Below are 23,034 nucleotides of genomic sequence, written 5' to 3' on the forward strand. Positions count from 1 at the left end.
ATGGGAATGAGCAATGCGTGAACTGAGTGAGCAGGAAAAATTCTGGCAGGGCGATTTCGGTAATCAGTACGTCGACCGTAACCTTGGGCAGCCGCTGGTGGCGGCCAACCTGGCGTTGTTTGCCAAGGCGCTGACGCGAGCAGGGCAGATTGACAGCTTGCTGGAACTGGGGACCAATGCCGGCAACAATTTGCAGGCACTGCGTCAACTATTGCCGCAGTGCGAATTGTATGGCGTAGAAATCAATAGCAGCGCACAGGCCCAGGCCCAGGCGCTGGGGATTGCCCAGGTCTGGCACGGTTCGCTGTTTGATTTTCCTTGTCTGCGAACCTTTGATTTGACCCTGAGCAAGGGGGTGCTGATTCATCTGGCGCCGACGTTGTTGCCCGCCGCCTACGCGCAGCTTTATGCGTTGAGCCAGCGCTATATTCTGCTGGCCGAGTATTACAACCCGGCGCCGGTCGAGGTGTCGTATCGCGGTAACAACGGCAAGCTGTTCAAGCGCGATTTTGCCGGTGAAATGCTTGACCGCTATCCCGACCTGCAACTGGTGGATTATGGTTTTGGTTATCACCGCGACCCGCAATTCCCGGTGGACGACATCACCTGGTTTCTTCTGGAAAAACGCCGTTGAACAACGTTGCAATCATCCCGGCTCGCGGTGGCAGCAAACGCATACCGCGCAAAAACCTCAAACCGTTCCTCGGTGTGCCAATGATTGCGCGCTCGATTCAGAGCGCTCTCGACTCAGGGTTGTTCGCCCGCGTAGTGGTCAGTACCGACGACGACGAGATCGCCGAGCTGGCTCTAGCCTGTGGCGCACAGGTGCCATTCATGCGGCCGGCCAACCTGGCCGATGACTTCACAGGCACGGCGGCGGTGATTGGTCACGCGCTGCAAGAACTGCATCGCCAGGGCCTGAGTTTTGAGTACGTCTGCTGCGTCTACGCGACCGCGCCGCTGTTGCAAACGCGGTTTTTGCAACAAGGGCTGGACGTGTTGGCGCACCACCCGGACAAGTCCTTTGCATTTTCGGTGTGTGACTTCGGTTTTCCGGTGCAGCGTGCCTTGACCCTTGACGATCAGGGCGCCTTGACCGCGTTGTACCCACAGTTCCGGGACACGCGTTCCCAAGACCTGCCGGCGGCTTATCAGGACGCCGGACAATTTTACTGGGGCCGCAGCGCGGCTTGGTTGCGCGGTGAGGCGTTGTATTCGCCGCAAAGCCTGCCGGTGATCCTGCCACGCTATCTGGTGCAAGACATCGACACTGAGGAAGACTGGAAGCGCGCCGAATATTTGTTTGCCGCGTTGAAGGCCGGCGGTGAGTTGCAATGAGAGTGTTGATCCGCGCCGACGCCTCACCGACCCTCGGCAGCGGCCACATTGCCCGCTGCCTGACGCTGGCCAAGGTTTTGCAGCAGCAGGGCGCGCACGTGGCGTTTGCCTGTCGCCAGTTGCCGGGCCATCGGCTCGACAGCCTTGCTGGCGAAGGCTTTGAAACCTTCGTGCTGCCGGATCGCTATCCCGAAGAAGACCCGCAGCAAGCCATTGAAGCCATGTTGCCTTGGCAGGCAGACATTGCCGCCTTGGGTCAGGCGCTGGAAAATCAGCAGGCTTTCGACTGGATCATCGTCGACCACTACGGACTCGATCATCACTGGCAGACTGCGGCTCGCTGCTGGGCGCCAAGGATTGCAGCGGTGGATGACCTGGCGACGCGAACCTACAGCGTCGATCTGCTACTCAACCAGAATTTGTCGGGCACGCCAGAGGCCTATGCCTCACTGCTAGCGCCACATTGTCGGCGCTTGCTGGGGCCGCGTTTTGCGCTGCTTCGGGATGAGTTCTGCTGCGCGGCGATTGAAATCAAGCCCCAGGCCAAGCGGGTGCTGGTGAATTTTGGCGGCTTTGATGCCGCGCGGCAGACTCATCACGCGATGCTCGCATTGGCGGATTTTCCTGATCTGGAGGTCGACTTCGTTGCCGGTGCCAATAACCCGGCTTGGGAGGCAATGCAGGCGCTGGCGGCCCATCGACCGAACTGGCGCTTACACGCTTTTGTCAGCGATTTTTATCGATTGATGACTGAGGCCGATGTCTTTGTCGGCGCCGGTGGCGGCACCAGTTGGGAGCGCGCGGCCATGGGGCTGCCGACAATCTGTATTGCGGTGTCGAATAACCAGCAAGCCAACGGCGAGGTCATGGCGACCTCGGGTGCGCATGTGTTTCTAGGCCCGCGCGAGCAGGTCAGCGTCGAGCAACTGCGTCAGGCCATTGGGTTTGTTGCGAGCAATCAGGGGCTGCGTCAGAGCCTGGCCGAACGCTCTCGGCAATGGGTCGATGGCCGTGGCGCGCAACGCGTAGCGGCGGCGCTGGCCGGCGCGGTGTTATCGGTTCGCAAGGCGAGCGATGAGGATGCGCGATTGTTGTTCGAGGGGCGCAATGCCGATTCGGTTCGGCGCTGGTCGCTGGACAGTCAGCTTATCGAGTGGCCCGCACATCAGGCTTGGCTGGCGGCGAGCTTGAGCAATGAGCAACGTTTACTGTTGATCGCCGAGTCCAGTGATGGCCCGGTCGGCGCGCTGCGTTACGACCTGCACGGGGCCAGCGCTGAAGTCTCTATTTATCTGTTTGAAGGCCGTTTCGGTCTCGGCTGGGGCAAGGCGCTATTGGCTCGCGGCGAGGCCTTTGTGAGCGGCCACTGGCCGCTGCTGCAAACCATTACCGCTCAAGTATTGCCTGCCAACCAGCCGTCGCTGAGCTTGTTTCGCGAAGCCGGTTTCAACCAGAGTGCTTGCGCGTTCACGCGCGTACTGAAGGATCATCGCAATGACTAGCTTCAAAATTGGCCGCCACACGATCGGTGCCGATGCGCCGCCGTTTATCATTGCCGAGATGAGCGGCAACCATAACCAGTCCCTGGACGTGGCGTTGCAAATCGTCGAAGCCGCGGCCAAGGCCGGCGCTCATGCGTTGAAACTGCAAACCTACACCGCCGAGACCATGACGCTGGACCTCGATGAGGGCGAGTTTTTTATCAAAGACCCCAATAGCCTGTGGGCAGGGTCGTCGCTGTATGCGCTGTATGAAAAGGCCCATACACCTTGGGAATGGCATGCGCCGATTTTTGCACGGGCCAAAGAGCTGGGCTTACTCGCGTTCTCAACGCCTTTTGATGACAGCGCCGTGGATTTCCTCGAAAGCCTGGACGTGCCTGCGTACAAGATCGCCAGTTTCGAGAACACCGATTTGCCGCTGATTCGTCGGGTCGCCGCCACCGGCAAACCGCTGATCATTTCCACCGGCATGGCCAGCGTCGCCGAGCTTGACGACACCGTGCGTGCCGCACGCGAGGCCGGTTGCAAGGATCTGGTCCTGCTTAAATGCACCAGCACGTACCCGGCGACCCCCGCTAACAGCAACGTGCGGACGATTCCTCACTTGCGGCAGTTATTTGGCTGTGAAGTTGGGTTGTCCGATCATTCCATGGGCGTCGGCGTGTCTGTCGCCGCGGTGGCGCTGGGCGCGACGGTGGTGGAAAAACATTTCACCCTCGACCGTGCCGCTGGAGGGGTGGACGCCAGTTTCTCCCTGGAGCCGGCAGAACTGGCCAGCTTGGTGATTGAAACCGAGCGCGCTTGGCAGGCAATGGGCCAAGTGCATTACGGCGTAACCGAGGCTGAGCGCAAGTCGCTGGTTTACCGCCGCTCGCTCTATGTCACTCTGGACATGGCCGCCGGTGAACCGTTCACGCTGGCCAATCTGCGGGCCATTCGTCCGGGGCTGGGTCTGGCGCCCAAACACGCTGAAAACCTTCTGGGCCGCCACGCTCGCCATGCCATTAAACGCGGTACGCCGCTTGACTGGTCGTTGGTCGAATAACCCTTAAGGGGCGGATTTGGCAAAATAGCGTGACCTGTGAGTCATAACGCGCATCTTCACTGTATTGTATTGACCGGGAAGATGGCGCCTGGCCCTCTGGTTGGCTCAGTTTTAGCCCTTTACGCTTCCCGTCTTCGCCTGTTGCTGGCGAGTCATAATCTCTGTTTGTCGGCGCCCCTCGATTCCTTGCGAGCGGTGGTATTGGGCTGTTTATTATTGGGAAGCCGTAATGATTGGCATAAAAAGCATTGCGAGCTACGTTCCTGTAGCCGGCGTGGACAATTACGCGCAAGGTGCAAAGTTTGAAAAGGATGAAGACTTCATTCTGGGCAAGATCGGTTCAGCCTTCCTGCCGCGTAAAGACGCTGAGCAGGAAACCTCGGACCTGTGTGTCGAAGCCGTCAATGCGCTGTTCGCCAACAACCCAGGTCTGAAACGTGAAGCGATCGACGTGCTGATCGTTGTCACTCAAAACGGTGATGAAGAAGGTCTGCCACACACTGCCGCCATTGTTCAGGACAAGCTGGGCCTGCCGACCACTGTGGCGGCGTTCGACATCTCCCTGGGTTGCTCTGGTTACGTCTACGGTATTTATGCGATCAAAGGTTTCATGGAGGCCACGGGGCTGAAAAACGGCCTGTTGGTGACGGCCGATCCCTATTCCAAAATCGTCGATCCGGAAGACCGCAACACCACTATGTTGTTTGGCGATGCGGCTACCGCGACCTGGATGGGTGAAGACGCACCGTGGCAACTGGGCAAGGCCAAGTTCGGCACTGACGGTTCCGGCGCGCCGCACCTCAAAGTTACCGATGGCGTGTTCTATATGAACGGTCGTCAAGTGTTCAACTTTGCGTTGCTCAAAGTCCCGGCGCACTTGCGTGAACTGCTGGATGAGTCGGGGCTGACGGCTGACGATGTCGATGCCTTTTGCATTCATCAGGGCAGTGCGGCGATTGTTGACGCCGTGGCGCGACGCTTTGAAGGCGAACCAGAAAAATTCATCAAGGACATGGTCGAGACCGGCAACACAGTGTCGTCGAGCATTCCGTTGCTGCTGGAAAAACACGTCCTCGACTCGAGCTGGAAGCGCGTGGCGCTGAGCGGTTTTGGCGTGGGATTGTCTTGGGGCTCAGCGATCATCTATCGTCCTTGAGCCGGGGGCTTTAAGTCAGCACAAGCCCATACAAAAAATAGCGTTCAAGGGTTAACCTTGAACGCTATTTTTTTGTCCGTAGAAAGAGCGAGGCAGCATGAGCGAGAGCTTTGAAGACAATGCTCAGGTGCTAGAACGGCGCTGGCCGGCACTGCGCGCGCGATTGATGCTCGAAGACAGTTCGTCGGTTCAGGCTGAACTGTTGCAAGGGCTGGGTTCGACGCTGAGCGTAGGCGGTATTCAGCTCACCAGCCGCCATGATCGCGTTCGCGAAGCCCGAGTACAGGCCGCGAGTCTGCCCGCTGATCAGGCGCAGTTGCATGTCTACGGCACGGGCCTCGGGGATTTACCCATGGTCCTGCTGGAGCGTCCTGAGCTGAAGCGGCTGTATGTGCATATTCTGAATGGGGCTCTGTTCGCGCTGGTGTTGCAGTTGCTCGACCAGCGGCAATGGCTTGAGGACTCTCGCGTCGAATTGCGCTATGCCGGTGATTTGCCAGACATCTGTACGCCCTTTTTTGCGCTGCCATCGGAGATGCTACTGGCGGACGATTTCAACGCCAAGATTCGAGATCGTCTGGTCAGCGAAGTGCATTTGAGTTTCAACAATCGCGAATTCGATCCGCAGTCGCCGCACATTCTGCGTCGCTTGCAGGACACTCTTGAAGTCTTGCTTGGCGATGATGATATTGCGCAACTGTTTGGTACTTGCCCCGGACAGGAAATCTACGTGATCGGCACCGGGCCCAGCCTTGAAGGGCATTTCGAGCAGTTGGCAGCGGTGCGAGGGCACGCGCAGCGGCCGCTGTTCATTTGTGTCGACACCGCCTATCGGCCGTTGCGCGAGCACGGGATCAAGCCTGACCTGGTGGTGAGCATCGATCAGCGCATCAGCTTTCGACATTTGCCTTCGGAGGAATCCGATGGCATCCCGCTGGTGTACTTTCCCATGAGCGATCCGCAGGTGCTGAAGGCCTGGAAAGGCAAACGCTACGGTGGCTACTCCGCCAGCCCGATCTACGCGGCGTTGCGCAGCCAGCATGCCAGGGCAGAACTGTACGCTGGCGGCAGCGTGATTCATCCCGCCGTGGACCTGGCGGTGAAGATGGGCGCCGAGCGTATTACCTTGTTCGGGGCCGACTTTGCCTTCCCTATGAACAAGACTCATGCCGGTTGGAACGACGGTGATTTGGGGCCAGCGGTGAGTCAGGCCAAGCATTGGGTGCGTGATGGGCACGGGCAGCAGGTCAGGACGCAGTTGAATTTTCGCAGTTACCTGTGTGATTTGGAGCGCTACATTGCCAGGCATCCAGAGGTGCGTTTCTTTAACAGCAGTCGAGCGGGGGCAATGATTGCCGGCACCCAGTTCAATCGGGAGTTCGTGCAATGAGCGCGCGGGTGCAATGTGTGAACGGCTGCCGGCAGTGTGCCGTGCTGTTTCGTCTGGGCTGCGATGTAGAGGCGGCGCTGATCATGGTTGATGTGTTCGACGAGGCGCAGCGGCTGTTACTGATGGAACCTCAAGCTGTCCAGCATGCATGGGCCCAAGTGCTCACCCAGATGCTGGCCTGTCAGGAGCGTCAGGATTGGCTGGGACTTGCCGACTTCATGGAGTACGAGCTGATTGGTTTGTTGGAAGACGGGCAGGCGTGAGCGTGGGTTTGAGGCATTGGCCAGACTGCGTGCGTGGCGGACGGTTTTATGACGTCATTTTTTTTGCTGGTGAAGGCAGGCCAGGCCTTTGTTTTCCGGGGGGTGGCAGGGTGATGGCAATATTTTTCAAAAAAGCCCTCAAGCAACCAGCAATCCCGACGATAACTATTACGAAGGTTCTCTAGGCCACACCCGGCGCTTGCCAGGGCCGGAAGCCGCAGTACCCAACTAACGAGGATTTCGTCATGGCTTTAACAGTAAACACTAACACTACATCTCTGGCCGTTCAGATGAACCTGAACCGTGCAGCTTCTGCCCTGTCGACTTCGATGACTCGTCTGTCTTCCGGCCTGAAAATCAACAGCGCTAAAGACGACGCTGCCGGCCTGCAAATCGCCACTCGCATGAGCAGCCAGATCCGCGGCCAGAACGTTGCAGTAAAAAACGCCAACGACGGCATCTCGATGGCTCAGACCGCTGAAGGCGCTCTGCAAGAATCGACCAACATTCTGCAACGTATGCGTGAACTGGCTGTACAGGCACGTAACGGCACCAACGGTACTGCTGACCAGACGGCGACTAACTCTGAATTCTCGCAGATGTCTGACGAATTGACCCGTATCTCGGCGTCGACCAACCTGAACGGCAAAAACCTGCTCGACGGTTCGGCTGGCACCATGACCCTGCAAGTAGGTTCGAACACTGGTACGGCCAACCACATCGACCTGACCCTTAGCTCCAAGTTCGACGCCGTCAGCCTGTCGGTTGGCAGCGGTACTACTGTTTTGACTGGTGCTACCAGTGCCGCCGCCGCTACCAACATCGATAACGCGATCACCGCGATCGACGCTGCAATCGCTTCCATCGGTGCAACCCGTGCAAACCTGGGTGCTTCGCAAAACCGTCTGACCAGCACCATCTCCAACCTGCAAAACATCACTGAAAACGTTACTGCTGCACAAGGTCGCGTACAAGATACCGACTTCGCCGCAGAAACCGCTAACCTGACCAAACAGCAAACTCTGCAACAAGCTTCCACCGCTGTTCTGGCCCAGGCTAACCAGCTGCCATCCGCTGTACTGAAACTGCTTCAGTAATATCGGATTGAGTTTTGGCGGGGGAGTGCGCTTGCGTGCTCTCTCGCTTTTTCAGTTTAAGAGGTGATGGTCATGGACATGAGCGTTAAGCTGAATTTGTCTTACCCGGCCGTGAAGCCGGTGGTCAGTGCTGGCGATAAAACGGCTGGAACGCCTCGAACCGATGCGACTCCGCCGGTCGCTGCAAGCAGCGGATCGGATTCGGATTCGGAAAACTCGGATAAGTTAAAGATGGCCGTTAAGGAGATCGAAAAGTTCGTTCAGTCGGTCAAGCGTAATCTGGAGTTCTCCATTGATGAAACGTCCGGCCAGGTCGTTGTCAAAGTAATCGCCAGTGAGTCCGGTGAAGTGGTGCGACAGATTCCATCAGCCGAGGCTCTGAAACTGGCTGAAAGCCTGCACAACGCAAGCAACGTCTTGTTCGACGCCAAAGCCTGACACTGGCATGAAACGTGTTTGTACGATCATTGACCGCGTTTAATGGTCAAAAGATCGTCAGCGCACAGAGAGGGAGATACACATGGCAAGTCCAATTTTACCGGGCTCCGGGCTGGGGTCAGGCCTCGACATCGGTGCGATCGTCACGGCATTGGTCAACTCTGATAAGGCTGCCAAACAGGGCCAGATCACGAGTCAGACCTCGGTCACCACGTCGAAAATTTCTGCGACGGGTGCGTTAAAATCTGCTTTGGCTGCCTTCCAGACAGCCATGGACGGTCTTAGCAAAACGGGAACGCCATCCTTTTCGGGCTTTTCGGCCACTTCAAGTGCGCCTACAACCCTGACGGTAACCTCGGACAACACCGCGGTTAACGGTAGCTACAATGTCATCGTGAATAATCTGGCCACGGGCTCGAAAGTTGCCAGTGCAGCCTTTTCCGGCGGTGCCAGCAGTGCCATTCCGACTGGTACCCTGAAAATCAGTCAAAATGGTATTGACTACCCTGTCACGATCCCATCTGGTGCGACGTTGCAGTCAACCCGAGATGCAATTAACACCACGCTGCAAACTCAAGGAATCACGGCCAACATCGTGACCGACGCGAACGGTTCGCGGCTGGTTGTGGGCTCGACTACCACCGGCGCTGGCTCTGATATTTCCCTCAGTGGTATCGCCGGGCTTGAAGTCAATGGCACTACCAAGATGGACGGCACTGCGACGGGCGCTGGCTTCATCAATAATCTGGCTGCGAGCGCCTCGTACAGCGTCGATGGTCTGGCGATGACCAGCAAAAGCAACACGATCAGTGGCGCTGTCGGTGGTCTCAACATGACCCTGCTGGCCGCCACGGCGCCTAACGTGCCGGTGGTTGTCACGGTCGGGACTAACAGCGACGGTCTGAAAGCAAATCTTCAGACATTCGTTGATGCCTACAACAAGGTGATCAACACGCTGACCAGCTACACAACGCCGAGTCTGGACAGCGCGGGTCGTCCTACCGTCTCGAATGCGATGACCGGCGATTCTTTGCCGCGTAACCTGATCGAGGCCATGCGTAATCAACTGACCAATGTGCCCTCGGGTTCCGGTGGTAGTCCGTTGGCGGTGTTGGCGCAATTGGGGATTCAGACGGATCAGAAGACCGGTGCATTGAGCATTGATAGCACCAAATTCACCAAAGCGATGGCGAGTGGCTTGAGTGGTTCGGTGCAGGCACTGTTCAGTGGCACCACGACGACTAACGGTCTGATATCGCGTATGAGTGCTGCGATCACGCCTTACTCTCAGACTGGCGGCATCCTCGATCAGCGCACCACCAGTCTGAACAAGACCCAAAGGGATTTGACCAGTCAGCAGTCGGCGCTTGACCTGCGAGTCGCCAACTTGACAGCCTCCCTAACCGCGAAATACAACGCGATGGATTTGTTGGTAGGCCAGATGAAAGCCACCTCCACCAGCATTACCAGCTTCTTTACGTCGTTGAACGCTCAGAAGTCAGGCGGCTAGTTCTGACCTGACGCCAAAAACCCGGCTACACTTTCAGGTGCGCCGGGTTTTTGTCTTCTGAACTAAAGTTTTTTAACTCCCAGGCGATACAGTGGTTATACGAGTCACTGTGACAATGAGGTAGAACATGAATCCGATGTTAGCCCTTCGGCAATATCAGAAGGTGGGGGCGCAAGCCCAGACGTCCGAAGCCAGCCCGCATCGCTTGGTGCAGATGCTGATGGAAGGTGGTCTGGATCGTATCGCTCAAGCCAAAGGCGCCATGGAGCGCAAGGACATTCCCGGCAAGGGAAGTTCTATCAGCAAGGCCATTGGGATTATTGGTGGTCTGCGCGAAGGCCTGGATCTTGAGACATCGGCCGACACGGTTGGTGAGCTGGATCGTCTCTACGCCTACATGATGAAGCGTCTCGCCGAGGCGAACATCAAGAGTGACCCGCGTATTCTCGACGAAGTTGCCGGTTTGCTTCGCACGGTGAAAGAAGGCTGGGATGCCATCGCCGCGCCAGGTCTGGAGTTTTAAGGAGGTCATCATGAGTCTTGTCTTGCAGCGAATCGAACACACCCGTGAAGCGTTGGTCGGTGCCTTAGCCGAGCGCAACTGGGAGGCTATCGGTCAATTGGACCTTGATTGCCGTTCCTGCATGGAAGACGTTTTGAGTGAGGCTTCTTTGGATGAAGTGGCGCTGCGCGACAACCTTGAGGAGTTACTGCAGGTTTATAAGCAGCTTCTTGAGGTGGCAATGGGGGAGCGGCAGGCGATAGTCGACGAGATGTCGCAGATCCACCAAGCACAGAACGCGGCAAAGGTTTACCATCTGTTTGGTTAATTGACACTCGGTTAAACCAAGCAAGTGCGCCATAAATTTGACTGTGCACGGTTTTTTGACTTAACTAGTGGCTGGTTGCAGATTTCAGGCGTCTACAGGCATATACGTGCCTGCAAGCGTCTAGCTTGCCCCATCATTTCGGGCATTGAGTTGACTAGGGAAGTTGCTATTGCATGTGGCGTGAAACCAAAATTCTGCTGATTGATGACGATAGCGTCCGCCGCCGTGACTTGGCGGTGATTTTAAATTTTCTTGGCGAAGAAAATTTACCCTGCGGTAGCCACGACTGGCAGCAGGCGGTCGGCTCTCTGTCATCAAGTCGTGAAGTGATCTGTGTGCTAATCGGCACTGTAAATGCTCCCGGCGCACTGCCAGGCTTGCTTAAGACACTCTCAACCTGGGATGAGTTCCTTCCGGTTTTGTTAATGGGCGATAATTCTTCCGTTGACTTGCCCGAAGACCAGCGTCGGCGAGTGCTTTCGACCCTGGAAATGCCCCCCAGCTACAGCAAGTTGCTCGACTCTCTGCACCGTGCCCAGGTCTATCGCGAGATGTACGACCAGGCCCGTGAGCGCGGTCGTCATCGTGAGCCTAATCTTTTCCGTAGCCTTGTCGGCACCAGTCGCGCGATTCAGCATGTGCGGCAGATGATGCAGCAAGTGGCTGATACCGATGCCAGTGTGCTAATTCTTGGCGAGTCAGGCACAGGCAAGGAAGTGGTCGCGCGTAACCTGCACTACCATTCCAAGCGCCGTGACGCGCCGTTCGTTCCAGTCAATTGCGGGGCGATCCCGGCCGAGTTGCTGGAAAGCGAGCTGTTCGGTCATGAGAAAGGTGCATTTACCGGCGCTATCACTAGCCGTGCCGGGCGTTTCGAACTGGCCAACGGCGGTACGCTGTTCCTCGATGAAATCGGCGACATGCCGCTGCCAATGCAGGTCAAGCTGCTTCGCGTGTTGCAGGAGCGCACCTTCGAGCGCGTGGGCAGCAACAAGACCCAGAGCGTTGATGTGCGGATCATCGCGGCGACCCACAAGAATCTCGAAAGCATGATTGAGATAGGTACGTTCCGCGAAGACCTTTACTACCGCCTGAACGTATTCCCGATCGAAATGGCGCCGTTGCGCGAACGTGTCGAAGACATCCCGTTGCTGATGAACGAGTTGATTTCGCGCATGGAGCACGAAAAGCGCGGTTCGATCCGTTTCAACTCTGCTGCAATTATGTCGCTGTGCCGCCACGGCTGGCCGGGCAACGTTCGCGAGCTGGCCAACCTGGTGGAGCGCATGGCAATCATGCATCCATACGGGGTGATCGGCGTGGTCGAGTTGCCGAAGAAATTCCGTTACGTCGATGACGAAGACGAGCAACTGGTCGATAGCCTGCGCAGTGATCTTGAAGAGCGGGTCGCCATTAACGGTCATGTGCCTGACTTCAGCGCGAATGCATTGCTGCCACCGGAAGGTCTTGACCTCAAAGACTACCTCGGTGGTCTGGAGCAAGGGCTGATTCAGCAGGCGCTGGACGATGCCAATGGGATTGTGGCGCGTGCCGCCGAACGCCTGCGCATTCGTCGTACCACCTTGGTGGAGAAGATGCGCAAGTACGGTATGAGTCGTCGTGACGGTGATGAACAGGCGGATGATTGACGCCTGTTTTTCAACTCTTTCATTCTTAAGCAGTTTTTTTTAGGCACGGGTATTGCTACATCCCTCGCAACGTTCCGTTTCACTGACGGTCAGCCAAGCGAGAGAGCACGATGCCCCAAGCCGCCCAGATGTCTCCTGTCCCAGACGCTTTGGGTCAATCGTCGTCCGTAGAGCAGGCAAGCCGGCTTGGTCTTGAGCAGGCGTTTGCCTTGTTCAGCCAGATGTCGAGCCAATTGACTGACTCCTACAGCATGCTTGAAGCCCGGGTCTGCGAGCTCAAGGGCGAATTGGCGGTGGTCAGCGCTCAGCGCATGCAGGAGCTGGCGGAAAAAGAACGCCTGGCCAATCGGCTGCAAAACCTCCTCGATCTATTGCCTGGCGGTGTGATCGTCATCGACGCCCAGGGGATAGTGTGCGAAGCCAACCCTGCCGCGTGCGAACTGCTCGGTCTGCCTCTCGAAGGAGAGTTGTGGCGTCACGTGATCACTCGCTGCTTCGCGCCCCGTGAAGATGACGGTCATGAAATCTCCCTCAGGGACGGGCGGCGTTTGTCCATTGCCACGCGTTCACTGGATGCCGAGCCGGGTCAGTTGGTGTTGCTCAACGACCTGACTGAAACCCGTCAGTTGCAGGGACAGCTGGCCCGCCACGAGCGCTTATCGTCCCTTGGTCGTATGGTCGCGTCCCTGGCCCACCAGATTCGTACACCGCTGTCGGCCGCGCTGCTTTACGCCAGCCATTTGACTGAGCAAGAGCTGCCGGTCGCCACCCAGCAGCGTTTTGCCGGTCGCTTGAAAGAGCGGCTGCACGAGCTGGAGCATCAGGTGCGTGACATGTTGATCTTCGCCCGTGGCGAGCTGCCGCTGACTGATCGCGTGACGCCCAAGGTATTGATGCAGTCGCTGCAAGCGGCAGCGTTGACCCATGTGCATGAGTTGCCGCTGCGCTGGCAGTGCGACAGCCATGAGGGTGAACTGCTGTGCAATCGCGACACGCTGGTCGGTGCCATCCTGAATTTGATCGAGAACGCCATCCAGGCCAGTGCTGGTGATGTGCGTTTGAAAGTCCACCTGTATACCCGTGATAACAACCTGCGCATCTGCGTCAGCGACAGCGGCAGTGGTATCGAAGCTGAAGTGCTGGCGCGTCTGGGTGAGCCGTTTTTTACCACTAAAACCACGGGTACTGGTCTCGGGCTGACCGTGGTCAAGGCGGTGGCCCGTGCTCATCAGGGAGAATTGCTATTGCGTTCACGGCTGGGTCGCGGCACTTGCGCACAGGTGATCTTGCCGCTTTTTTCTGGGGTAAAACCCGGCGCACAGGAAGCGGAGTGAGGGATATGGTAATCAAGGTTTTGCTGGTCGAGGATGACCGCGCGTTACGTGAAGCGCTGGCCGATACATTGCTGCTGGCCGGGCACGATTTCAAAGCGGTCGGCTCGGCGCAAGAGGCGCTGACGGCGGTAGGCGTCGAGGCGTTCAATCTGGTGGTCAGCGACGTCAATATGCCTGGCATGGACGGTCATCAATTGCTCGGATTGTTGCGCGCCCGGCAGCCGCAATTGCCCGTGTTGCTGATGACGGCGCACGGTGCCGTAGAGCGGGCCGTCGATGCAATGCGTCAGGGGGCGGCGGATTACCTGGTCAAGCCATTTGAGCCCAAGGCATTGCTGGAGCTGGTGGCGCGTCATGCGCTGGGCAGTCTCGGCGCGCCGGAGGCTGAAGGTCCGATAGCCTTTGAACCGGCCAGCGCGCAATTATTGGAGCTGGCGGCGAGGGTCGCGCGCAGCGATTCCACGGTACTGATCTCCGGCGAGTCTGGCACCGGCAAAGAAGTCCTGGCGCGGTACATTCATCAGCATTCAAGGCGGGCCAGTCAGCCGTTCATCGCCATCAACTGTGCGGCGATCCCTGACAACATGCTGGAAGCGACCCTGTTCGGTCACGAAAAAGGCTCGTTTACCGGTGCTATTGCCGCTCAGGCTGGCAAGTTCGAACAGGCGGACGGTGGGACCATCCTGCTCGATGAGATTTCTGAAATGCCCCTCGGCTTACAAGCCAAGTTGCTGCGTGTGCTTCAGGAGCGGGAAGTGGAGCGGGTTGGGGCGCGCAAGCCGATCACCCTCGACATACGGGTTGTGGCGACCACCAACCGTGACCTCGCCGGTGAAGTGGCAGCAGGGCGGTTTCGTGAAGACCTGTTCTATCGACTGTCGGTTTTTCCGCTCGCCTGGCGTCCGCTGCGTGAGCGCACCGCCGACATTCTGCCGCTGGCTGAGCGTCTGTTGACCAAGCACGTCAATAAAATGAAGCATGCCGCCGCCAGATTGTCGCCAGAGGCGCAGGCGTGTCTGATCGGCTATCCATGGCCCGGCAATGTCCGTGAGCTGGACAACGCTATCCAGCGCGCATTGATTCTGCAGCAGGGAGGTTTGATTCAGCCGCAGGACTTTTGCCTGTCCGGGCCGGTCGCCTGCGCGCCACTGCCCACGCTGGCGCCCGCACCGCTGCGTAGTCTCGACGTCGAGGCCGAATCGGCAGGCGCCCTGGGCGATGACCTGCGCCGCCGCGAGTTCCAGATGATCATTGATACCTTGCGCGCCGAGCGCGGCCGGCGCAAAGAGGCGGCCGAACGCCTGGGTATCAGCCCGCGTACCTTGCGCTACAAGCTGGCACAAATGCGCGACGCCGGCATGGATGTGGAAGCGTGTCTGTTCGCCACTTGATTGGTTAGCCTGCAAAGCCCTGGAAGGGCTTTTGTGAAACAAGGCCCCGGAGCTGGCACCCTTGTTGCTAACACCTCATTACCCGCCGAGTGAGTGTCAAAAAATTGCGGGTCGTCAAAGAGAGTAGTCCATGAGCCAAGGTATTGAATTTAATCGATTGATGCTGGACATGCGTTCCATGCAAATGGATGCCATGTCGGCGCCTAAATCGACTGCGGCAGTTCCCGAAATGGGTGGCAGCAGCTTTGCTGACATGCTCGGTCAGGCCGTCAATAAAGTGAACGACACCCAGCAGGCGTCCAACCAGCTGTCCAGTGCGTTCGAAATCGGCAAGAGTGGCGTAGACCTGACGGACGTGATGATTTCCTCGCAGAAGGCCAGTGTGTCTTTCCAGGCGTTGACCCAAGTACGTAACAAGCTGGTTCAGGCTTACCAAGACATCATGCAGATGCCGGTTTAAGGACGAGATTGAGTCATGGCAGAAGCAGTCGCCGATAATGTTCCGGCCAAGGGCACTCCAATAGACGGTAAACCGCCGCTGTTTGGGTTGTCTTTCCTGGAAAACCTCTCCGAGATGACCATGTTGCGTCAGGTGGGCCTGTTGGTCGGCCTGGCTGCCAGCGTGGCGATTGGCTTCGCCGTGGTGTTGTGGTCCCAGCAGCCGGACTACCGGCCTCTGTACGGCAGCCTTGCCGGTATGGACGCCAAGCAAGTTATGGAAACCTTGGCTGCCGCAGACATTCCCTACACCGTTGAACCCAATTCCGGAGCCTTGCTGGTCAAGGCCGATGATGTCGCGCGCGCGCGGCTCAAGCTTGCGGCAGCTGGTGTCACTCCCAGCGACGGCAACATCGGTTTCGAGATCCTCGACAAGGACCAGGGGCTCGGCACCAGCCAATTCATGGAAGCGACCCGTTATCGTCGCGGCCTCGAAGGCGAGCTGGCTCGCACCATCTCTAGCCTGAACAACGTCAAGGGTGCCCGTGTGCATCTGGCGATTCCGAAAAGCTCGGTGTTCGTGCGCGATGAACGCAAACCCAGCGCTTCGATTCTGGTTGAACTCTACTCCGGTCGCTCGCTGGAGCCAGGTCAGGTGCTGGCGATCATCAACCTCGTTGCCACCGCCGTACCCGAACTCAGCAAGTCGCAGATCACCGTGGTTGACCAGAAGGGCAACCTGCTGTCCGACCAGGCGGAAAACTCCGAGCTGACCATGGCGGGTAAACAGTTCGATTACAGCCGCCGCATGGAAAGCATGCTCACTCAACGTGTGCATAACATCCTGCAACCGGTGCTGGGCAATGACCGCTATAAAGCCGAAGTCTCGGCCGACGTGGATTTCAGCGCCGTCGAATCGACGTCCGAGCAGTTCAACCCGGATCAACCGGCGTTGCGCAGCGAGCAATCGACCTCTGAACAACGCACCGCCAGCAATGGCCCGCAAGGTGTGCCGGGCGCCCTGAGCAACCAGCCGCCATCGCCGGCCTCGGCGCCGCAAACCACCGGTGGCGCTACCGCGTCGGCCGGCATGATACAGCCAGGTCAGCCGTTGCTTGATGCCAATGGTCAGCAAATCATGGACCCGGCCACCGGGCAGCCTATGCTTGCTCCCTATCCGGCGGACAAGCGTCAACAATCCACCAAGAACTTCGAGCTTGATCGGTCCATCAGCCACACCAAACAGCAGCAGGGTCGTTTGAATCGCCTGTCGGTGTCGGTGGTGGTGGATGATCAGGTCAAGGTCAACGCGGCCAATGGTGAAGTCACCCGTGCGCCGTGGAACGCCGACGAATTGGCGCGTTTCACTCGTCTGGTACAAGACGCCGTCGGTTTTGACGCCAGCCGTGGTGACAGTGTCAGCGTGATCAACATGCCGTTCTCAGCTGAACGTGGTGAAGTGATCGCCGAGATCCCGTTTTACTCCCAGCCGTGGTTCTGGGACATCGTCAAGCAGGTGCTGGGTGTGTTGTTCATCCTGGTGCTGGTATTCGGTGTGCTGCGTCCGGTGCTCAACAACATCACTGGCGGCGGCAAAAGCAAGCAACTGGCCGGTCTGGGCAGCGACGTCGAGTTGGGAGGCATGGGCGGCCTGGATGGCGAACTGTCCAACGACCGCGTCAGCCTGGGCGGTCCACAAAGCATCCTGCTGCCGAGCCCAAGCGAAGGCTATGACGCACAGTTGAATGCAATCAAGAGTCTGGTGGCAGAAGATCCGGGTCGCGTGGCTCAGGTCGTGAAAGAGTGGATTAACGCAGATGAGTGATAACCGAGCCGCTGTCGCCAAACTGACCAAGGTCGATAAAGCCGCGATTCTGCTGCTGTCCCTGGGTTCTACAGATGCTGCCCAAGTGCTGCGCCACATGGGGCCTAAAGAGGTCCAACGGGTCGGCGTGGCGATGGCGCAAATGGGTAACGTACACCGCGAGCAGGTCGAGCAGGTGATGAGTGAGTTCGTCGATATCGTCGGCGACCAGACCAGCCTCGGCGTCGGCTCCGACGACTACGTGCGCAAAATGCTTACCCAGGCCTTGGGCGAAGACAAAGCCAACGGCCTCATCGACCGCATCCTGCTCGGCGGCAACACCAGCGGCCTCGATAGTCTGAAGTGGATGGAGCCGCGTGCCGTTGCCGATGTGATTCGTTTCGAGCACCCACAGATCCAGGCGATCGTGGTGGCTTACCTCGACCCGGATCAGGCCGGTGAAGTGCTCGGCAACTTCGACCATAAAGTGCGACTGGATATTATCCTGCGGGTGTCGTCGCTGAACACCGTGCAGCCGGCTGCTCTTAAAGAACTGAACCAGATTCTCGAGAAGCAGTTCTCCGGCAACTCGAACGCCTCGCGCACCACGTTGGGTGGCATCAAGCGTGCGGCAGACATCATGAACTTCCTCGACAGCTCGATCGAAGGTCAGTTGATGGACTCGATTCGCGAAGTCGACGAAGACCTGTCCGGTCAGATCGAAGACCTCATGTTCGTCTTCAACAACCTGTCCGATGTGGATGATCGCGGGATTCAGGCGTTGCTGCGCGAAGTGTCTTCCGATGTGCTGGTGCTGGCCCTCAAGGGTTCGGACGAGGGCGTCAAAGAAAAAATCTTCAAGAACATGTCCAAACGGGCGGCCGAACTGCTGCGCGACGATCTCGAGGCCAAAGGCCCGGTGCGCGTCAGCGACGTGGAAACCGCACAGAAAGAAATCCTCACCATTGCCCGCCGTATGGCCGAAGCCGGAGAAATCGTTCTCGGCGGCAAGGGCGGCGAAGAAATGATCTAAGGTCACTATGTCGTCCAAACATGATGAGTCCAATACCGACCTGATCCGTGGCAAGGGTGTCGGCGGTTTCGACGTCTGGTCGTTGCCCAGTTTCGATCCGTTTGTGCCGGAGCCCGAGCCAGAACCTGAGTCTGAGCCGCCGGAAATGGAAGAAGTGCCGCTGGACGAAGTCCAGCCACTGACCCTTGAAGAACTCGAAAGTATTCGTCAGGAGGCCTACAACGAAGGCTTCGCCACTGGCGAGAAAGAAGGCTTTCACAGTGCCACGCTCAAGGTCCGCCAGGAGGCCGAAGTGGCTCTGACGGCGAAAATTTCCGGGCTGGAACAGTTGATGGCCAATCTGTTCGAGCCGATCGCCGAGCAAGATACCCAGATTGAAAAGTCGTTGGTTGACCTTGTACAGCACATCACCAAACAGGTAATTCAGCGCGAACTGGCGATTGACTCGACGCAGATCGAACACGTCATGCGTGATGCCCTCAAGCTCCTGCCGCTGGGCGTGAACAACGTGCGGCTGTACATCCATCCGCAAGATTTTGAGCAGGTCAAAGCCCTGCGTGAGCGCCATGAAGAAACCTGGCGCATCGTCGAGGATGAGGCGCTGTTGCCCGGTGGTTGTCGTGTCGAGACTGAACACAGTCGCATTGATGCGACGGTGGAAACCCGTGTCTCCCAAGTCATGGCCAAGCTCTTCGATCAGTTGCATGAGCAGGCCCTGCATCCGGCCGAGCCTGACCTGAACCTTGATTTGCCGATCGACGCCAAGCCAGACATCGCGCCGGCCGAGCCTGCGCCGGACGCTCCTGATGCGCCTTGAACGCACCAGTTTCGCCAAGCGCCTGAGCGGTTACGCCGAGGCAACGGAACTGGCCGGCGCGCCGATCCTTGAAGGACGCCTGCTGCGCATGGTCGGTTTGACCCTCGAAGCAGAAGGCTTGCGCGCCGCGATGGGTAGCCGCTGCATGGTGATCAACGACGACAGTTATCACCCGGTGCAGGTCGAAGCAGAAGTCATGGGTTTCTCCGGCAGTAAAGTCTTCTTGATGCCCGTGGGCAGCGTCGCCGGCATCGCGCCCGGCGCCCGTGTTGTGCCGATGGCCGACACCGGCCGTCTGCCGATGGGCATGAGCATGCTGGGACGGGTACTCGACGGTGCTGGCCGTGCGCTGGACGGCAAGGGCGGCATGAAAGCCGAAGACTGGGTGCCGATGGACGGCCCCACCATCAACCCGCTCAAGCGCGACCCCATCAGCCAGCCTTTGGACGTGGGGATTCGCAGCATCAACGGTTTGTTGACGGTCGGTCGCGGTCAGCGGCTCGGCCTGTTCGCCGGTACCGGCGTGGGCAAGAGCGTGCTGCTGGGGATGATGACCCGCTTCACTGAAGCCGACATTATCGTCGTCGGCCTGATCGGCGAGCGGGGGCGAGAGGTCAAGGAATTCATCGAGCACATCCTCGGCGAAGAAGGCCTCAAGCGCTCGGTCGTGGTCGCCTCGCCAGCGGACGATGCACCGCTGATGCGTTTGCGCGCGGCCATGTATTGCACGCGCATCGCCGAATACTTTCGCGACAAGGGCAAGAATGTCCTGTTGCTGATGGACTCCCTGACCCGATTCGCCCAGGCCCAGCGCGAAATCGCCCTGGCCATCGGCGAACCGCCCGCGACCAAGGGCTACCCGCCCTCGGTGTTCGCCAAGTTGCCAAAGCTGGTGGAACGCGCCGGTAACGCCGAGAAGGGCGGCGGTTCGATTACCGCGTTCTACACCGTATTGTCCGAAGGCGACGACCAGCAGGACCCGATTGCCGATGCGGCGCGAGGCGTGCTTGACGGGCACATCGTGCTCTCGCGGCGTCTGGCCGAAGAAGGGCATTACCCGGCCATCGATATCGAAGCGTCTATCAGCCGGGTCATGCCATCGGTGGTGACGCCCGAGCACATGATGCGCGCTCAATACTTCAAACAGCTGTGGTCGCGTTACCAGCAGAGTCGCGACTTAATCAGTGTCGGCGCCTACGTGGCCGGCGGTGACCGCGAAACCGACCTGGCGATTGCGTTGCAGCCGCAGTTGGTCAAATACCTGCGTCAGGGCCTGAACGACAGCATCAGCCTGGGGGAAAGCGAGGCCTACCTCGGCACGATCTTCGCCCCTGCGGCTGGCGGCTAATTCGTCATGGCGCTGAGTCGGGCTGGGCGGCTGGCACCCGTAGTGGACATGGCCGAAAAGGTCGAAAAAGCCGCGGTCCAGCGCTTGGGGCACTTTCAGGGTCAAGTCCGTCTGGCAGAAAGCAAGCTCGCCGACCTTGAAGCGTTTCGCCTCGATTACCAGGAGCAATGGATCGTGCGCGGCAGCGGCGGCGTTTCGGGGCAGTGGTTGCTGGGCTATCAGGGTTTTCTCGCACAACTGGGCACCGCCATCGATCAGCAGCGCCAGAGCCTGGCCTGGCACCAGAACAATCTGAACAAGGGGCGCGAAACCTGGCAGCAAGCATTTGCTCGCGTCGAAGGGCTGCGTAAGCTGGTTCAGCGTTACGCGCAGGAAGCGCGGCAACTGGAGGACCGGCGCGAGCAGAAGTTGCTGGATGAGCTGTCCCAGCGCTTGCCGCGCCATGATCCTTACTAATCGAGGTCTGTCGCGTAGTCGTTCTTCGCGAGCCGGCTCGCGAAGGGCTGCACCTATTCACCGCTGCATTGGCGAACAACTGATGCTTTCTCGCCTTGCCGCGACCTCCGCCAAGTGCTAAACCTTTTGTACGTTCGTCAATGACAAGGAAGCCGATACATGTCAGTCGCTACAGAAATATCCCCCGATGGGCAAAAGCTGACGATTTCGATCAAGGGGCGCTTCGATTTCGCCAAGCATCAAGAGTTTCGTGAATCCTACGAGGACAGGAACCTCGCTTCAGTGGTGGTTGACTTAAAAGAGACGACTTACCTCGACAGCTCTGCACTGGGCATGTTGCTCTTGCTGCGTGATCACGCCGGTGGCGACAACGCCGATATTCGTGTGGTCAACAGCAGTTCTGACGTGAAAAAGATTCTCGCCATCTCTAACTTCGACAAACTGTTCGACATTAGTTGATCGCCATGCAGTCGCCATTTGAGTTGCTGACGATTCTGGTCGCTGAAGACAGTGCGGCTGATCGTATGCTGCTTTCCAGTATCGTGCGTCGCCAAGGGCATGAAGTGCTCACGGCCGCCAACGGTGCCGAGGCGGTCGACGCGTTTCGTCGGCAGCGGCCGCAGTTGGTGCTGATGGACGCCATGATGCCGGTGATGGATGGTTTCGAGGCGGCGCGGCAGATCAAGGCGCTGGCCGGAGAAACACTGGTACCGATTATCTTCCTGACCTCGTTGACCGAAACCGAAGCCCTGGTTCGTTGCCTGGAGGCCGGTGGCGATGACTTTTTGGCAAAGCCTTACAACCAGGTCATTCTCGCCGCGAAGATCAAAGCGATGGATCGTTTGCGACGTTTGCAAGCCACCGTGCTTGAGCAGCGTGACCTCATCGCCAAGCACCATGACTACTTGCTCAACGAGCAGCGGGTGGCCAAAGCGGTGTTTGACAAGGTGGCCCACTCCGGTTGCCTGAACGCGCCTAACATTCGCTACCTGCAATCGCCTTATGCGCTGTTCAACGGCGATCTGCTGCTCGCGGCCTATACCCCGGCCGGCGATATGCATGTGCTGCTCGGCGATTTCACCGGTCACGGCTTGCCGGCTGCCGTCGGCGCCATGCCCCTCGCCGAAGTGTTTTACGGCATGACCGCCAAGGGCTACGGCATGCCCGAAACCCTGCGCGAGATGAATGCCAAGCTCAAGCGTATCTTGCCGGTGGACATGTTCTGTTGCGCGACGCTGCTGTGCCTGAGCTTTCAGCGCCGTTCGGTGGAGGTCTGGAATGGCGGGATGCCGGACGGTTATTTGCACAGCCTGGCCACCGGCGAACGTACCCCCCTGACCGCGCAGCACCTGCCGTTGGGGGTGTTGAGCCCACAAACTTTTGATGACCGCACTGAAGTGTTCCCGATGGCGTTGGGCGACCGGGTGTTCCTGTTCTCCGACGGGGTTATCGATACTTGTGATGCCAACGAGCAATTATTTGGCGTGGAGCGATTGCAGCAAGTGTTTGCCGCCAATCGCAAGCCAGACTCGTTATTCCAGGAGATCGAACAGGCTCTGCGAGATTTTCGGGGTGAAGCCCGGGACGACGTGAGCATGGTCGAGGTCAGCCTGCTGGATGCGGCACAGCTGAGTCTACCGGCGGTGGTGTACTCCGACAGTGGCCAGTCGTGCCCGCTGGACTGGTCGGTGACTTTCGAGTTTCGCGCCGCCACCCTCAGACGTTTCAATCCTCTGCCGTTTCTCCTGCAATTGCTGCTTGAAGTCCATGGTCTGCGGGCTCAGAGTGGCGCGTTGTACAGCGTATTGGCGGAGCTTTACTCCAATGCCCTGGAGCATGGAGTGTTGGGCCTCGACTCAAGCCTCAAGCGAAATGCCTCGGGTTTTGCGCGTTATTATCAAGAGCGTAATGCGCGCCTGGAGCAATTGCAGGACGGCTATGTGCGCGTTCACTTAGAGGTGACGCCCGAAGGTGAAGGAGGGTGCCTGACGGTTCGGGTTGATGACAGCGGTCAGGGGTTTGATGTGGCGCGCGTGATGGACCGGCCTCTTGATGGCATCCTTCTGTCGGGGCGCGGCGTGAGCCTGATCCGCCAATTGAGTCACAATGCGAGCTGGTCTGACCAGGGGCGAAGTGCTCGCGTGGAGTTTTTTTGGGGGGCTCTGGCATAATCCCCGAATTCTTGATCAAGGAGT

23 protein-coding genes are annotated in these 23,034 nt (G+C 58.4%); all 23 read left to right on the plus strand.

Going from position 1 to position 23,034, the window contains the following annotated elements; translation table 11 throughout:
• Nucleotides 1–13 precede the first annotated feature (13 nt).
• The 23 genes from RHM68_RS07635 to RHM68_RS07745 all read left to right on the plus strand — a co-directional run bounded on the left by RHM68_RS07635 (nt 14) and on the right by RHM68_RS07745 (nt 23,010).
• Nucleotides 14–634 carry a pseudaminic acid biosynthesis-associated methylase gene (locus RHM68_RS07635; protein ID WP_322221517.1) on the plus strand — a complete coding sequence of 207 codons (621 nt, stop codon included), beginning with the start codon at nt 14–16 and terminating at the stop codon, nt 632–634.
• The gene (pseF, locus tag RHM68_RS07640) at nt 631–1,338 is read left to right on the plus strand and encodes a pseudaminic acid cytidylyltransferase (protein ID WP_322221519.1); all 708 of its coding nucleotides are present in this window, start codon (nt 631–633) and stop codon (nt 1,336–1,338) included. Before RHM68_RS07635 ends, pseF begins: the two co-directional genes overlap by 4 nt.
• Nucleotides 1,335–2,840 carry a UDP-2,4-diacetamido-2,4,6-trideoxy-beta-L-altropyranose hydrolase gene (gene pseG, locus RHM68_RS07645; RefSeq protein WP_322221521.1) on the plus strand — a complete coding sequence of 502 codons (1,506 nt, stop codon included), beginning with the start codon at nt 1,335–1,337 and terminating at the stop codon, nt 2,838–2,840. Before pseF ends, pseG begins: the two co-directional genes overlap by 4 nt.
• Entirely contained in the window at nt 2,833–3,885 is a 1,053-nt protein-coding gene (gene pseI, locus RHM68_RS07650) for a pseudaminic acid synthase (RefSeq protein WP_322221523.1), read from the plus strand. Before pseG ends, pseI begins: the two co-directional genes overlap by 8 nt.
• A 229-nt stretch (nt 3,886–4,114) precedes the next feature.
• A complete protein-coding gene (locus RHM68_RS07655) occupies nt 4,115–5,041 on the plus strand; it encodes a ketoacyl-ACP synthase III (RefSeq protein ID WP_322221525.1) in 927 nt (308 codons plus the stop codon).
• Nucleotides 5,042–5,138: 97 nt separating this feature from the next.
• The gene (locus tag RHM68_RS07660; protein ID WP_322221527.1) at nt 5,139–6,431 is read left to right on the plus strand and encodes a motility associated factor glycosyltransferase family protein; all 1,293 of its coding nucleotides are present in this window, start codon (nt 5,139–5,141) and stop codon (nt 6,429–6,431) included.
• Entirely contained in the window at nt 6,428–6,694 is a 267-nt protein-coding gene (locus RHM68_RS07665; RefSeq protein WP_322221529.1) for a hypothetical protein, read from the plus strand. Before RHM68_RS07660 ends, RHM68_RS07665 begins: the two co-directional genes overlap by 4 nt.
• Nucleotides 6,695–6,939: 245 nt before the next feature.
• Nucleotides 6,940–7,791 carry a flagellin domain-containing protein gene (locus RHM68_RS07670; RefSeq protein WP_322221531.1) on the plus strand — a complete coding sequence of 284 codons (852 nt, stop codon included), beginning with the start codon at nt 6,940–6,942 and terminating at the stop codon, nt 7,789–7,791.
• Between the two features lie 72 nt (nt 7,792–7,863).
• Nucleotides 7,864–8,229 (plus strand): flagellar protein FlaG, encoded by a 366-nt coding sequence (locus RHM68_RS07675; RefSeq protein ID WP_322221533.1) that lies wholly within the window; start codon nt 7,864–7,866, stop codon nt 8,227–8,229.
• A gap of 82 nt (nt 8,230–8,311) precedes the next feature.
• Nucleotides 8,312–9,739, plus strand: a complete 1,428-nt coding sequence (fliD, locus tag RHM68_RS07680; protein WP_322221535.1) for a flagellar filament capping protein FliD — start codon at nt 8,312–8,314, stop codon at nt 9,737–9,739.
• 127 nt (nt 9,740–9,866) lie between these two features.
• On the plus strand, nt 9,867–10,262 hold the full coding sequence (gene fliS, locus RHM68_RS07685) for a flagellar export chaperone FliS (RefSeq protein WP_322221536.1): 396 nt from the start codon (nt 9,867–9,869) through the stop codon (nt 10,260–10,262).
• A gap of 10 nt (nt 10,263–10,272) precedes the next feature.
• Nucleotides 10,273–10,569 carry a flagellar protein FliT gene (locus RHM68_RS07690; protein ID WP_322221538.1) on the plus strand — a complete coding sequence of 99 codons (297 nt, stop codon included), beginning with the start codon at nt 10,273–10,275 and terminating at the stop codon, nt 10,567–10,569.
• Nucleotides 10,570–10,742: 173 nt separating this feature from the next.
• Nucleotides 10,743–12,218 carry a sigma-54 dependent transcriptional regulator gene (locus tag RHM68_RS07695; protein WP_322221540.1) on the plus strand — a complete coding sequence of 492 codons (1,476 nt, stop codon included), beginning with the start codon at nt 10,743–10,745 and terminating at the stop codon, nt 12,216–12,218.
• A 128-nt stretch (nt 12,219–12,346) separates the two neighbouring features.
• The gene (locus RHM68_RS07700) at nt 12,347–13,552 is read left to right on the plus strand and encodes a sensor histidine kinase (protein WP_322223729.1); all 1,206 of its coding nucleotides are present in this window, start codon (nt 12,347–12,349) and stop codon (nt 13,550–13,552) included.
• A gap of 5 nt (nt 13,553–13,557) precedes the next feature.
• Nucleotides 13,558–14,943 carry a sigma-54 dependent transcriptional regulator gene (locus RHM68_RS07705; RefSeq protein WP_322221542.1) on the plus strand — a complete coding sequence of 462 codons (1,386 nt, stop codon included), beginning with the start codon at nt 13,558–13,560 and terminating at the stop codon, nt 14,941–14,943.
• A gap of 130 nt (nt 14,944–15,073) precedes the next feature.
• Nucleotides 15,074–15,403: a flagellar hook-basal body complex protein FliE gene (fliE, locus tag RHM68_RS07710; protein ID WP_322221544.1), complete on the plus strand. Its 330-nt coding sequence runs from the start codon at nt 15,074–15,076 to the stop codon at nt 15,401–15,403.
• A 15-nt stretch (nt 15,404–15,418) separates the two neighbouring features.
• The gene (gene fliF, locus RHM68_RS07715) at nt 15,419–17,206 is read left to right on the plus strand and encodes a flagellar basal-body MS-ring/collar protein FliF (protein ID WP_322221547.1); all 1,788 of its coding nucleotides are present in this window, start codon (nt 15,419–15,421) and stop codon (nt 17,204–17,206) included.
• Nucleotides 17,199–18,218: a flagellar motor switch protein FliG gene (gene fliG, locus RHM68_RS07720; protein WP_322221549.1), complete on the plus strand. Its 1,020-nt coding sequence runs from the start codon at nt 17,199–17,201 to the stop codon at nt 18,216–18,218. Before fliF ends, fliG begins: the two co-directional genes overlap by 8 nt.
• 7 nt (nt 18,219–18,225) lie before the next feature.
• On the plus strand, nt 18,226–19,035 hold the full coding sequence (gene fliH, locus RHM68_RS07725) for a flagellar assembly protein FliH (RefSeq protein WP_322221551.1): 810 nt from the start codon (nt 18,226–18,228) through the stop codon (nt 19,033–19,035).
• A complete protein-coding gene (gene fliI / locus RHM68_RS07730) occupies nt 19,025–20,383 on the plus strand; it encodes a flagellar protein export ATPase FliI (protein ID WP_322221553.1) in 1,359 nt (452 codons plus the stop codon). Before fliH ends, fliI begins: the two co-directional genes overlap by 11 nt.
• 6 nt (nt 20,384–20,389) lie before the next feature.
• Nucleotides 20,390–20,839 carry a flagellar export protein FliJ gene (fliJ, locus tag RHM68_RS07735; RefSeq protein WP_322221555.1) on the plus strand — a complete coding sequence of 150 codons (450 nt, stop codon included), beginning with the start codon at nt 20,390–20,392 and terminating at the stop codon, nt 20,837–20,839.
• A 159-nt stretch (nt 20,840–20,998) separates the two neighbouring features.
• Nucleotides 20,999–21,298, plus strand: coding sequence for an STAS domain-containing protein (locus RHM68_RS07740; RefSeq protein WP_322221557.1), 300 nt, complete (start codon nt 20,999–21,001; stop codon nt 21,296–21,298).
• Between the two features lie 5 nt (nt 21,299–21,303).
• Nucleotides 21,304–23,010 carry a fused response regulator/phosphatase gene (locus tag RHM68_RS07745; RefSeq protein ID WP_322221559.1) on the plus strand — a complete coding sequence of 569 codons (1,707 nt, stop codon included), beginning with the start codon at nt 21,304–21,306 and terminating at the stop codon, nt 23,008–23,010.
• The last annotated feature ends 24 nt before the right edge of the window (nt 23,011–23,034 follow it).

The sequence above is a fragment of the Pseudomonas sp. DC1.2 genome, assembly GCF_034351645.1.
Lineage (GTDB): Bacteria > Pseudomonadota > Gammaproteobacteria > Pseudomonadales > Pseudomonadaceae > Aquipseudomonas.